This window comes from Streptomyces sp. NPDC056883 (assembly GCF_042788835.1).
GTDB lineage: Bacteria > Actinomycetota > Actinomycetes > Streptomycetales > Streptomycetaceae > Streptomyces > Streptomyces stoeckheimensis.
Window position 1 is genome coordinate 560894 of record NZ_JBHUBS010000002.1, and the last position, 12313, is coordinate 573206.

Here is a 12313-nt window from a genome sequence, read left to right on the forward strand (position 1 = left end):
TGGCGCGCCCGGCGCGTACAAGGGATGGCACACCGCCGACCCGCGGCGTTCCGAGACGAGGAGCACCATGTCGCACGTCCGGCCCGCTCGGCGCCGCCCGGAAGCCGGGCTCGCTCTCGCACTGGCGTTCGCGGCTGCCGTCGCGGTCTTCGTCGGCCTCTTCCTGTTCGGCCGGGCGAACACGCCGGACTACACCGCGACCATGTTCGGCCAGGCGGACGCCGATGCCTTGCGTCTCAAGGCGCAGCTCGCCACCGGAGTCCTGGGGCTGGCCGCCCTCCAGTTGCTGCTGGCGCTGTGGATGTACCGCCGGCTGCCCCGGGTGCGCCGGGTGCCGGGCCCGGTGCCCATCGTCCACCGGGTCGTCGGCGTGGTCCTGTTCGCCCTCTCCGTCCCGATCGCAGTGCACTGCGTCCGGGCGTACGGCGTGCAGCTGACCGGCTCGCGCGCGGCAGTGCACTCGATCGCGGGCTGCTTCTTCTACGGGGCGTTCGCCGCGAAGGTCCTGCTGGTACGGAGCCGTCGTCTGCCGGGCTGGGCCCTGCCGCTGGCGGGGGGTGCGCTGGTGGTCGGGGTGGTGGTCCTCTGGTACACGAGTGCGCTGTGGTACTTCAACGGCGACAGCGTGCCGATGCTGTCGCTCGGACACCCCTGACCGCGACCTCGGTCCAGCCCGACTGCTGGTGCAGTCACCCCAGTTCGTGCCGCGACGGTGCCTCAAGTACGGCGGGCAACCCGGTCCGGCGCGCGGCGAAATCGCCCGGCCCGACCGCTCCCAGGACATCTCCACCGCCTGGCGCGCGGACTACGACCGGCAGCACTACCAGGACCTGCACTTCAGCCCGACCAAGGACTCGCTCAAGAAGTCCGTTACGGATCCGACTACTGCGGGGACACCGTCTGCGCCAACGCCCAGGACCTCGTCCGCGACGCCGTCGACACCTGGGTGGAGGGCCGGAAGGCCGCGGGGCAGCTTCCACGTCACGACCGATGGGAGCACCCATCTCAAGGGTCTCGCCCTCGACGAGCTCCGTGTGACCTCCGGCGGTACGGTCCTGTTCGCCGACGGTGCCGAAGAGGGCGACAACGGCTGGACTGCCAAGGGCTTCACCCGGACCACCGGCACCTTCACGAAGGATCACCCGCAGCACTACCTCCGCATCCAGTCCTACGACTCGACCTTCGGCGTCGAGCCCACCGACAGATCACCCCGCCCAGGGCCGGCGCGCTCACCACCATCCCCGGCGCCCCCGGCGTCCCGACCTTCGACGACCGCGCCCGCTCCTACTGGGACCCCGCGAACCCCTGCAGCAGCGTCAAGGTGCCCGACACCGGCACCCGCATCGAACTCCTCCGGAACAGCCCCGACAAGCTGGAGTCGATCCTCATGGCCCGCCCCGCAAACGGACCTGACGAGGGGTAATTCTTGGAGTCCGACGTCTCGGAGAGACCATGGCGCGCCTTCGGGCACGTGGAGCAGCCTCCGAGCGGGATTTCGCCCGATTGGATGCAGGGAGCGGCGGCAGCGGTGGCAGCCCGGCGGGTCTCGCCCGAGACTCGTCGCCAGAGACGACGAGCGCGAGGAAGGACAGCAGCCCATGCCGCGAGCCGAGGAGGAAGATACCGCCGCCCGCCCCATCGGCACGGTGGAACAGCCCCCGGAGAGGGCCGTGGGACACCTGCGAACCGTGCTCAGGACGACCAATCTGCTCCCGGCATTCCTGGTGCTCACGGTCATGACGGTGGCGCTGTGGCTCATGGGCATGCCGTTCCTCCAGGCCCTGACGATCTCGACCGGGGTGAAGATCGCGGTGGCCCTGCTCGAACTCCGCCGGCTGCCCGGCTCGCCCCCTCGGCAAGGCCATGCCCCGTGCGGGGAGGATCTCACTCCCGACTGATGGTCAACGGTGAACTACGGTGCTCGGCCAGTGCTGTTGTGGCAGTGCTCCAACCCATCTGCCGGGTTGAGGCGCTGCCGTCCACGCCGCACGCAGGTGCCGACGACCAGAGGTGCATCGGTGTCTGCCTTCTCTGGCGAATGGTGCGCTTCGACCGTTTGGGCCGGCGAAGAACGGCCATAAGCGTGGTCATGGGAGTCCGCGACGGTGAGCGGCGCGGATTTCCCGGCAGGCCCGAGCCGCGTGGTGGCATCCCCCCGCCATCACGCGGCCGGGGCTCCTGCGCACGGCAGTGCCGGCTGGGCCGATCTCGCCGCACTCGCCGCGCTCGCCGTCCTCGAGGCGCTCCTCGCGCACCGGGCCCGGGTCCTGCCGCGGAGAACCGCCAGGGCACCCCTCTCGTACCAGTACCGGGTCAGGGCCGGCAGCCGCTCCCGTTCGGCCTCGGGCAGCCGCTGTGGATCGTCCCCCAACAGGGCCTCGACCATCGCCCAGGAGCCCCCGTCGACCGCTCGCAGGAGCGGGGTCGTCCCGTCCGGCAGCCTGCGGTCCGGGTCCGCACCGGCTCCGCCAAGGTGCCGCTGCATCATCGGTGCCGCGCCGACAAAGAGGAAGGTGCAGGCGAGGGCGGCTAGGCCGTCGTCGTCGGGTAGGTGGGTCAGTCGAGCGGTACGGCCGCGAGGCGGTCGATGGTCTGGGGGTAGAGCCGGTTGCCGCGCTGGACGATCATGGTCGGGCCGTCGGGCATGTTCACGGCGCCTGCGGCGAGCGTCCACGCGACGCGGCGGGCGGCGACGTCCACCGCGATGACCGCCTGACCGTCGCCTCCGACCGCCGCGTAGAGCTCCCCGCGGAACGGGGCGGGAGCCGCCAGCATGGAGACGTACGCGCCCGGGTCGTGGGTCCACACCTTCTTCCCGGTCGACTCGTCGAAGGCCTGGAGCGCCCCGTCCGCCACGTACACCGTGCCGTTCACGCAGACGGGCGCGCTCAGCAGCTTCGGGGCCTCCGGCTCCAGCTTCCAGGCCACCGTGCCCGTCACCAGGTCCACCGCGGTGATCCGCTCCTCGAAGTCGAAGACGTGGCGGTCCGAGGCGACCGGGGGGTTGATGCCTCCCGACTTGTCGGGCGATGCCGCCTCCTGGTCGGTGCGGACCCTGCAGGCCCACAACTGGCGGCCCTCGCGCAGGTCGACGGCGAAGACGCGTGCGGGGTCCGAGCAGATCAGGCGGCCACCGGAGATGATCGCCGACATCATGAGCGAGCCCATCGAGTCCAGGACGGCTCCCTCGATGCGCGTGCGCCAGCGCAGCTTCCGGGCGCCCGGATCGTAGGCGAGCAGCCAGGCCTCCTCCTCCTGTCGTCGATCGTCGGAGCGGAAGTACGCCCTCAGGTAGAGGCATTCGGCGTCCGCGGCGAGCAGTTGGGTGGTGTGGGCGAGGCCGCCCAGCACGGCCGGGTCGGCCGCGTCGGCGGGGAGGCGGCCGGTGGCCGGGTCCAGGTATCCGGCGCTCGCGTTGCCGTCTTCGTCGAAGACGAAGCCCACGAGGCGGTCTCCCGCCACGACCACGTCGACCGTGGCGGTCTGGGTCTCCCACAGGACCCGGCCGTCGGCGGTCGAGATGCCGCGCAGGACGTCGCTCGTGTGGATCAGGACCTCGTCGGACGCGACGGCCGGGGAGGCCGAGGACGGGGACGCGACCGACCACAACGGGGCCGGTGGTGAGCCTGGCGGTCGTGAGCTCCGGCCCGGGGAAACCGAGGCGCCGGGCGACGTCGTACGGTTCCCCGAGCCGGGGAGGTTCCCGGTGGCCCAGAGCGCCGAGCCGCCGGCCACGGTGGTGAGCGCGGCGGCAGCCGTGCCCGCGAGCAGGGTGCGGCGGGAGAGCGCGCGGCGCGGGGCGGCGGCGCGCAGCGGGGCGGTGGCGACGGAGGCGACCTCGCCGATCCGGCGGGACAGGTCGGCGAGGACAGCCTGCGGCAGCAGCTCGGCGAACTCCCCGGGGTCGAACGGCCCCCACTCGTCGCGCAGTCGGCCGGGCTCGGGCCGGTCGTCCGGCTCCGGTGACAGGCAGGCGGCGAGCGTCCCTCGCAGCCCGTCCGGCAGGCCCGTCAGGTCGGGGTCGGCCCCGTGCCGCAGCAGTTCGAGGGTGCTCTGCCGGCCGCGGGCGTCGTAGGGGCCGTGACCGGTCGAGGCGAACACGAGGACCGCCGCGAGGGCGAACACATCGCCTTCCGGGCCCGGCGGACCCCCGCGCGCCTGCTCCGGTGACATGTACGCCGGTGTGCCCGCGAGCCCCCCGGCCTCCGTGAGGCGGGGGCTGCCCGGGGCCTGGGCGAGCCCGAAGTCGATGAGCCGCGGGCCCTGCGCGGTGATCAGTACGTTCGACGGCTTGACGTCCCGGTGGACGAGTCCGGCACGGTGCAGGGCGGCGAGGGCGGCGGCGAGCGCGGAGCCGAGTCCGCGGACGACCGGCTCGGGCAGCGGCCCCCCGGCCGCCACCGCCTCCGTCAGCGAGGGCCCGATGAGGTACGCCGTCGCCAGCCAGGGCCGTGCCGTGTCGGGGTCGGCGCCGAGGAAGGCCGCAGTGTGCTCCGTTCCCAGGGTCCGCGCGGCCTCGGCCTCCAGCGCCAGCCGCCGGCGGTAGCCGGGCTGGTCGCGCAGGTCGGACCGGACGGTCTTGACCGCGGCGAGACGGCCGCCGGCGGTGCGGGCCAGGAAGACGGTCCCCATGCCACCGGCGCCCAGCCGGCCGAGGAGGGTGTACTCCCCGAGCCGTTCGGGATCGTCGGGCAGCAGGGGCAGGAGGGTGGACATGACCGGTGGACTCCTTCGGGGCGGCGGTCGTAGGCGGGTCAGTCCGCCGGGAGGGCGACGACGGCGGACGGCCGGGCGACGAGCAAGGTGCCGGGGGCCGCAGCGAGTTGGAACGGTTCCCTGGCCTCCACCCCCGCGAGACCGGTCTGCCACAGCCGTTTGCCCGAGGGGAGGCCGGTCGCCGTGACCTGGTGCAGGGTCGCGAGGTAGAGGGTGCGCCCGGAGTCGCTCGCGGTCATGCCGCCGAGCATGTTCCACTCCAGGGTCTCGGTGAGCGTCTGCTCCCACCGCGTCCGCCCGGTGTCCGGATCGACGGCAACGATGGGGCCCGTGCCGTCGTCGGCCAGGTACAGGGTGTCGCCGCTGAAGAGGGGCGGGGCGTTGGTCCCGGCGACCAGGGCCTGCGACTCCCACAGCCGGGTGCCGGTCTTCAAGTCGTAGGCGTGGGCGCGACCGCGGGAGAGCAGGAACAGCCGGCCGCCGCCCGCCGGGTCCACCACGGAGGCGGGGCCGGAGTGCACGTCGGGGTAGGAACGGTTCCAGAGCATGCGTCCGCTGCTCCGCTCGAAGCCCGCGATCGTGTGGGTCCGGACCGCCGAGACGTCCAGGAACGCCCGGCGGGGTTCCTGGATCTCCACGACGACCGTTTCGGGTCCGACGGCGGTGGCGAGTTGCGCCTTTCCGAATCCGCTCGGCAGCGGGGTGCGCCACACCTCCTTGCGGTGGTCCAGGTCGAAGGCGGCCAGCAGGTATCCGCCCGCCGGACTCCCGTCCGCCAACAGCAGCCACGCCGTGGCGCCGTCGGCGGCGAGCACCCCCGCGAGCTGCTCGTTTCGCTGGAGCCACTGGGTACGGCCGTCCCGCATCGAGCAGAGCGACAGCCCCTCGCGCGTGGCCGTCAGGAAGCGGTCGCCTTGCACGTGGACGGGCGGGGTGCTGCCGCCGTCGGGCAGCTGCCACACCTCCTTGCCGGTGCGCAGGTCGTGCCCGTACAGGGCGTCGCCACGCGTCATCAGGCAATGGTCGGCGCTGCTCACCGGGAGGAGCCGGGTGCGGGCCGTCGGGTCGTCTAGGCGCCACAGTGCGGCCGGCGGCATGCCGGGTACGCGGGGGCTCGTACCGGAACCGCTCCCTGCCGCGGACGGTCCGGTACGGCCGTCCGCGCGGGTCAGGGCGGACCAGGCGAGGGTCCCGGAGACCCCCAGGGCCGCGCCCGCCGCGCCGGTCAGCAGGCCGGACAGGACCCGGCGGCGGGTGGGCCGGGCCGCCGCGTCGGGCGTGGCCGGGGCCGGAGCCGGGCCGGGGGGCGAGGGCGTCTCCACCTGGGTGGCGGGGTGCGGGGGCTGGTGCGCATCGGCGCCCGCCGGGGCCGGGTCGTCCGCAGGTCCGTCCCCCTTCCCGTCACCGTCACCGTCGGCATCGGCATCGGCATCCGTATCGGGCATCTCCAGGTCGGCGATCGCCTGCGTGCGTACGGCCAGTGCGGCGACGACCCGGCCGGGCAGCGGGTCCGGTGTCCGCTCCGCGTCCTGCCCGCCGGGGGCCAGCGTCCGGCACAGCTCTGCGGCGGTGGGGCGGTCATCCGGGGAGGCGGCCAGCGCCGCGGCCACCACCTCGCCCAGCTCTCCCGGCAGGTCGGGCAGTTCGGGCCGGTTGTGGAGGGCGCGGTAGGCCAGCACGGGCGGCGGGCCGTCCCCGAAGGGCAGCCGCCCGGTGGCCGTGTGGAGCAGCAGCACCGCCAGGGAGTACACGTCGGCAGCGGCGGAGGAGGGTTGCCCCGCGGCCACTTCCGGGGCCATGAAGGCGGCGGGCACGGTCGACACCCGGCTGTGCGGTGCGGGCCGCCCGGGCTCTGCCTGGGGTCGCGGCCCCTGGCCCGGGGACGGCGTACGGCAGGCGTGCACGGCCATCAGCAGCGGGCGGCCCGTGGTGAGCCAGACGCCGTCGGGCGCCACCGCGCCGTAGCTGATGCCCCGGGCGTGCAGGGCGGCCAGGGTGTCGGCGATCTCCGCGGCGAGCCGCACCGACTGTTCCAGGGGCAGGGTGCCGGACTCCGTTCCGGGCCGCCGTCCCACGTCGGAGAGGGACACGGCCGGGGTGTGTCCGAGGGCCACCCAGGCGGGCTCGGTCCCCGTGTTCAGGTCCAGTACGGCCGGCACTCCCGGCACGGGCCCTCGGCGCAGCGTCTCGGCCGCCCGGTACGCGGCCGGGGGCAGCAGGCACACCACGGCGTGCCCGTGGTTCCGGTCGCGGCCGACGTACATGCCGCCCCGCGGCGGCACCGGCCGGGGGCCGGGCCAACGGGCCAGCAGTCGGTACGGCCCGGCCGACCGCGGGTCTTCGGGGCGCAAGCCCTCGCCCAGACGTCCGCCCCCCATGCGTTCCCCCCTCACCTCGTGGCCCTGCCAGGGGCCGGTCACATGCCCGGCAGGGCGCGGACCGCGCTGCCGCGTTGCCAGACGACGCTGCCTCCGGCGACCGTTCCCCGCCAGGGAACGTCGGCCCGGACCTCCCCGGCCGGGGCCGGTGCGAACACGTACTGCTCGGCTGCCCGCCCGCCGTGCACCACGAGGATGCCGAGCTCGGGCTTCCGCAGCGGCGCGAAGATCCCGGATCCCGCCACCAACGGAGCCTGGTCCCGGGCCAGTTCCTCGGCGGCCAGCACGGTCCAGGCGGGGGCCCCGGTCTTCACGTCGATGCTCCGGAGCTGGCTGCCGTCGGCGACGTACAGGGTGTCGCCGACCGGCGCGGGCACGCCGAAGCCCGCGCTGTCGTCCGCGGGCAGGGTCCACAGCTGTTCGCCGCGCTCCCGGTCCAGGCAGGTCAGCGTCCGGTCTCCGGCCCCGCCCAGCAGCACTCCGCCCGCGGCCAGGGCCGTCCGTGAGGCGTCGGTGCCGGCGGGCCGCCGCCACACGGGGCCGCCGTCGGCGGAGGACAGGGCCACCACCCCGCCGGCTGCGGAGGCCAGGATCAGCCGCCCGTACCCGGCGGCCGCGGAGAGCGCCGTGCCCGACACGGAGACGGGCACGCGCCAGCGCACCGCGCCGTCCGCCCGCTTGAGCGCGGCGAGGCGGCCGTCGGCGTCGAGGACGTAGACCTGGTCCTCGTCGGCGGCGAGCAACCCGGTCGCCCCGTTGCGCACGCGGTGGCGGACCGTACCGCTGCCGTGGTCCAGGAACAGCAGGGCGCCGTCCGGGTCCAGGGCGACGGGCCTGCGGCCGCCGACGAGGTCGCGCACCACCGGTCCGCTCCGGCGCCGTCCGCCCGCAACCGGATCCTGGAGGAGGAGCGTGCCGTCGCCGTCCGCGAAGCACACCCGGCCGTCGAGGTCGACCGGCCCGAAGGCCGGCTGCGCCGCGGCGCCGTCGTACGACCACAGGGGCCCCGGCACCGTGCCGGGCGGACCGTTCCAGCGGGGGGCGGGGGTGAGGCCGGGACCGTCGTCCTCCTGGAGGGCGCGCAGGGCGGTGGCGCCGGTCGCCGCGAGAAGTACGGCGGCCCCGGCACCGGTGAGCACCCTGCGTCGGGTCGGCAGCCGCGGGCCGGCGCCCAGGGCGGCTGCGGCCCGGGCGATCTCGGCGGCGTCGGCGAGCACCGTGGGCGGCAGCCAGCGGGTGGCGGCGCGCAGGGCGGCGCCCTGCGGGTCGAGTTCCGCAGCCACTTCCGCGGCGGCGGGCCGGTCTTCCGGCTGCTTCTCGAGGCAGCCGCGGATCACGGGCGTCAGCTCGGCCGGAACGTCGGTGAGGTCGGGGGCCTCGTAGGCGATGCGGAAGTCCGAGCGGACCGGGTCCCCGTCGTAGAAGGCGTGCCGGCCGGTCAGCGCGAAGACGAGCAGCGCGCCCAGGCAGAAGACGTCGCTGGGCGGCCCGAGGGGGCCCTTCACCACCTGTTCGGGCGACATGTAGCCGGGCGTTCCGGGGCGCTGCCCGGTCGCGGTCAAGGTGGCGTCGCCGGTCACCCGGGCGATGCCGAAGTCGACGACGCGCGGGCGGTCGGCGCCGAGGATGACGTTCGAGGGCTTCAGGTCGCGGTGCACCACCCCGGCAGCGCCGAGGGCCGTCAGGGCCCGGCCGAGCGCCCCGGCGAGGACGCGCACGGCGGGCGCGGGCAGGGGCCCGTGCCGCAGTACGGCGTCGGCAAGGGTCACGCCGGGGACGAATTCGGCGGCTATCCAAGGCACTTGCTCGGAGGTCGAGGAGCCGAGCACGGTGGCGACGAAGGGGCTGCGGACCGCCGCCGCGGCGGCGGCCTCGCGGGTGAACCGTTCCCGCAGGTCCACGTCGCGGAAGAGTTCGGGCCGGATGGTCTTGAGGGCGACCGGACGCCCCCGGCGGCGGGCGAGGTAGACCGTCCCCATGCCGCCGGCCCCGAGCACCCCCAGGATCCGGTGACCTCCGAGCTGCGCGGGCGTGCCGCCCGGCAGCGGGGCGATCACTGGTGTCATGGCGTTGATCGTATGCGTGTGGCAGTCAACCAGCCTTGGAATCAATAAAGTTGACGCGCCCCAGGGGGAGTGGTGGCGGGGCTCGACCGCCCCACCGGGCCCGCTGGTGCGGGTCCGGTGGGGCGGGGGCGAGCGGGGTGCTTCAGCCGGTCTGGGCGAACTCGTCCGCGAGGCGCGGGATGTAGTCGGCGAGGGCCGGGGCCCAGCAGGTGTAACTGTGGTCGCCCTTACAGGTGGGCGACAGGGCGGAGCCGTTGCCGTAGTTGACGAAGCGGTTCGGGATGCCCAGCTGGTTCAGGCGGTTCGCGACGTTGGTGGAGGCGACCACCGTCTTGCCGTCGATCAGTCCCTGGTCGCCGGTGTAGAGGGTGACCCCGGTGTCGGCGAGCTTGCCCAGGTTGGCGAGCGAGGCGGGGTTGACCTCGTTCCAGATCCGGTCGTTGAAGATCGCGTACGGCGAGCCGAAGATCGCGTCGCTGTCCACCACCGGCCCGTAGCCGGTGCAGTTGCCGGTACCCGAGGTGGTGGAGGCGCACCAGGCGCCGGTCAGGTTGAGCTCCGTGGCCAGCACCGCGGCACGGACCTCCCACAGGCCGAAGTCGATGCCTCCGGACAGGGAGGCGACGCGCCCGAACAGGTCGGGGCGGGCCTGGGCGTAGTGCAGGGCCCCGAAGCCGCCCATCGACAGGCCGACGACCGCACGGTGGCCGCGGTCGGGCAGGGTCCGCAGGTTGGCGTCGATGAAGGGGACCACCTGCAGGAGGTGGAAGGTCTCCCAGTTGGCGGCGCCCTCGGCGGTGTTCTGCATGCGCCAGTTCGCGTACCAGCCCTTCAGGCCGCCGTCCGGTACGACGGTGATCATCCGGTCGTCCCGCAGGGCCGGGGCCGCGGCGGCGTCGTTCACGGTGCCGGCACCGCCGTGCAGGAAGTACGTCACCGGCCAGCGCTTGCCCGGCTCGGCGTAGTAGCCGCTCGGCAGGAAGATGCGTACCTGGTGCCGGCCGGAGAGCTGCGGCGTGGTGACGGTGAGGGTGAAGTCGGTCGCGGAGCGCACCTCGGCGGCTCCGGCGACCTGGGTCAGACCCTGCCCGTCGGCGAAGGCCGGGATCGTGGGGGCGTCGGCGACGCCGGCGGCGTGGGCCGTGGAGCCGGTGAGGGCGGTCGCCGCGACCGTCGCCACGGCGGCGGCGGTCAGCACGGTGGACCGAATCGCGGCGCGGAAGCCGGCCGCGCCGGTGAGCAGGGAGCGCACGGTGGCTCTCCTTTCTGTGAGGCTGGTCCTGCGGCAGGTCAGGGCCAGGCGCAGGGCCAGGCGCAGGGCCAGGCCAGGGTCAGGCCAGGGTCAGGGCCAGGGTCAGGATGACGTCTCGCACAGGGCGCTGGTCAGGGTCTTGTACATCTGCGCGCCCGGGATGTTCGTCACGAGATGCGCGTTGGTCATCACGGAGGCGTGCCGCCCGTCTTCGGTCACGAGCGTCTGCGAGTAGTAGCCGGGGACGGCTCCGTCGTGTCCCCAGGCCGTGCCGCCGCAGGGCAGGGCGATCTTGAACAACCCGAGGCCGTAGCCGTTCCCCGAGCCGGGCTGCCCGAGCTCGAAGGTCTTCTCCATCTCGGCGAGGTTCGCGGGCGAGAGCGCCGTGCCGTCGACGATCGCCTGGTAGAAGGCGGTCATGTCCCGGAGTGTGGAGATGACGGCGCCGGATCCGTAGAAGGTGGACGGTTCGAACGCCGTTCCGTCCAGCCAGAAGAAGAACGAGCCGATGCGGGTGCCCCGGTAGCCGTGGATCGCCGGGCTCGGCACGGCGCGGTCCGTCGGGGCGGGGAAGCGGGTGTGGGCCAGGCCGAGCGGCTGGATCACCTGCTGGGTGACGGCCTGGTGCAGGGGCAGGCCGGTGATCTTCTCGATCAGCATGCCCAGGATCTCGAAGTTGGTGTTCGAGTACTGGAAGGCGGCGCCCGGCTGGGAGGCCGGGGCGAAGCGCAGGCCGTCCTGCACCAGGGCCGCGAGCGTGTACGAGCCGTCCGGGCGGGCCTGGGCGAGCGGGAGGCCGTTGACCGGTATGCCGCTGGTGTGCTGGAGGAGGTGCCGGATGGTGATCCGGTTCCCGTCGTAGCCGTTCACGGAGACCACACCGGGCAGGTGCCGCTCGATGGGGTCGTCGAGGCCGATCCCGTTCGCCTCCGCCAGCTTCAGTACGGCGACGGCGGTGAAGGTCTTCGACTGGCTCCCGACGCGGTAGTACTCGTCCGGGCCGATCGGATCGTTGGTGTTGACGGTGGCCGTGCCGGTGGAGAGGTTCCACGAGGCTTCGCGGGTCCCCGCGTACACGCCGGCCCCCGGACCGCCGCCCGCCTTGAGCTCGTTCAGGGCCGCGAGCGTGGCGGAGTGGTCCGCGGTCGCCCGGGCCGGGGCCTGCGCCTCTGAGCGTGCCTGTGCCTGCGCGACCGTGGGCACCGCCAGGAGCGCACCGGCCACACCGAGGACGAGCGAGAACCGTAACGCGGTCAGCTGCAACTTCATCATCGAACCTGCTCCTCGTGGAGGGAATCGTCTGCCGGAACTGCCGGAACTGCCGGAACTGCCTGGACTGCCGGAAGGGGAGCGGCTTTCGCCGTGCGTCCCCATCGGGCTCAGGACCAGCTCTGGTACGGAAGGCTGTTGCACGCCCAGGTACGGAAGCCCTGGGAGCTGTCGTCGATGCAGCGCGAGGTGTGCTGGTTCTGGAAGCGGACGGTGCCGTCGTCCCAGACCTTGATCCACCAGCTCTGCTCCGGGCTGGAGTTGCAGACCGCGGTGCGGAAGCCGCTGTTGGTGTCCTCGATGCAGCGGCCGGTGTTGATGTTCGCCAACTGGCGCGTCCCGTCACCCCAGACGTGCACGCTCCACTGCTGCGGATTCGAGCCGTTGCAGCTCCAGGTGCGGAAGCCGTTGCCGGTGTCGTCCATGCACCGGCTCGTGGCCTGGTTCCGGAAGGACTGGACGGCGTCCGACGTCCTTGCCTGGACGGCCGACCCGGAGGTGGCGGTCGTGCCGGAGGTGGCGGCCACGGCGCCGGACGCCGGGGTGAGGGAGGCGAGGGCAAAGGCCCCGCCGAGCAGAAGAGTTCGTGTGACGCGCATGTGATCCGTCGTTTCCTTCGTGTCCATGGGACT

Annotated in this window: 8 protein-coding genes; 2 read left to right on the forward strand and 6 right to left on the reverse strand. The window is 73.7% G+C overall.

All coding sequences use genetic code 11. The features are described from left to right. Positions 1-67: 67 nt before the first annotated feature. Entirely contained in the window at positions 68-655 is a 588-nt protein-coding gene (locus ACFRU2_RS07860) for a DUF6529 family protein (RefSeq protein WP_382969002.1), read from the forward strand. Between the two features lie 943 nt (positions 656-1598). Continuing rightward, positions 1599-1898 (forward strand): hypothetical protein, encoded by a 300-nt coding sequence (locus tag ACFRU2_RS07865; RefSeq protein WP_382969656.1) that lies wholly within the window; start codon positions 1599-1601, stop codon positions 1896-1898. 658 nt (positions 1899-2556) lie between these two features. On the opposite strand, the gene ACFRU2_RS07870 is transcribed toward ACFRU2_RS07865, so the two are convergent. From ACFRU2_RS07870 to ACFRU2_RS07895, 6 genes are all read right to left on the reverse strand, one after another. Then, complete coding sequence (locus ACFRU2_RS07870; RefSeq protein WP_382969005.1) at positions 2557-4716, reverse strand: PQQ-binding-like beta-propeller repeat protein; 2160 nt, start codon at positions 4714-4716, stop codon at positions 2557-2559. Positions 4717-4754: 38 nt separating this feature from the next. Continuing rightward, positions 4755-7094: a PQQ-binding-like beta-propeller repeat protein gene (locus ACFRU2_RS07875; protein WP_382969007.1), complete on the reverse strand. Its 2340-nt coding sequence runs from the start codon at positions 7092-7094 to the stop codon at positions 4755-4757. A gap of 38 nt (positions 7095-7132) precedes the next feature. Further along, positions 7133-9160: a PQQ-binding-like beta-propeller repeat protein gene (locus tag ACFRU2_RS07880; protein WP_382969010.1), complete on the reverse strand. Its 2028-nt coding sequence runs from the start codon at positions 9158-9160 to the stop codon at positions 7133-7135. A gap of 142 nt (positions 9161-9302) precedes the next feature. Then, positions 9303-10412, reverse strand: a complete 1110-nt coding sequence (locus tag ACFRU2_RS07885) for an alpha/beta hydrolase (RefSeq protein ID WP_382969013.1) — start codon at positions 10410-10412, stop codon at positions 9303-9305. Positions 10413-10514: 102 nt separating this feature from the next. Then, positions 10515-11684, reverse strand: coding sequence for a serine hydrolase domain-containing protein (locus ACFRU2_RS07890; RefSeq protein ID WP_382969016.1), 1170 nt, complete (start codon positions 11682-11684; stop codon positions 10515-10517). Positions 11685-11791: 107 nt separating this feature from the next. Continuing rightward, positions 11792-12280, reverse strand: a complete 489-nt coding sequence (locus ACFRU2_RS07895) for an RICIN domain-containing protein (protein ID WP_382969019.1) — start codon at positions 12278-12280, stop codon at positions 11792-11794. Between the last annotated feature and the right edge of the window lie 33 nt (positions 12281-12313).

Excerpts from the sequence above, each read along its gene's own strand:
- ACFRU2_RS07870 (WP_382969005.1), bottom strand. The coding sequence starts at position 4,716 with ATGTCCACCCTCCTGCCCCTGCTGCCCGACGATCCCGAACGGCTCGGG.
- ACFRU2_RS07895 (WP_382969019.1), bottom strand. The coding sequence starts at position 12,280 with ATGCGCGTCACACGAACTCTTCTGCTCGGCGGGGCCTTTGCCCTCGCC.
- ACFRU2_RS07880 (WP_382969010.1), bottom strand. The coding sequence starts at position 9,160 with ATGACACCAGTGATCGCCCCGCTGCCGGGCGGCACGCCCGCGCAGCTC.
- ACFRU2_RS07860 (WP_382969002.1), top strand. The coding sequence starts at position 68 with ATGTCGCACGTCCGGCCCGCTCGGCGCCGCCCGGAAGCCGGGCTCGCT.
- ACFRU2_RS07865 (WP_382969656.1), top strand. The coding sequence starts at position 1,599 with ATGCCGCGAGCCGAGGAGGAAGATACCGCCGCCCGCCCCATCGGCACG.
- ACFRU2_RS07890 (WP_382969016.1), bottom strand. The coding sequence starts at position 11,684 with ATGATGAAGTTGCAGCTGACCGCGTTACGGTTCTCGCTCGTCCTCGGT.
- ACFRU2_RS07875 (WP_382969007.1), bottom strand. The coding sequence starts at position 7,094 with ATGGGGGGCGGACGTCTGGGCGAGGGCTTGCGCCCCGAAGACCCGCGG.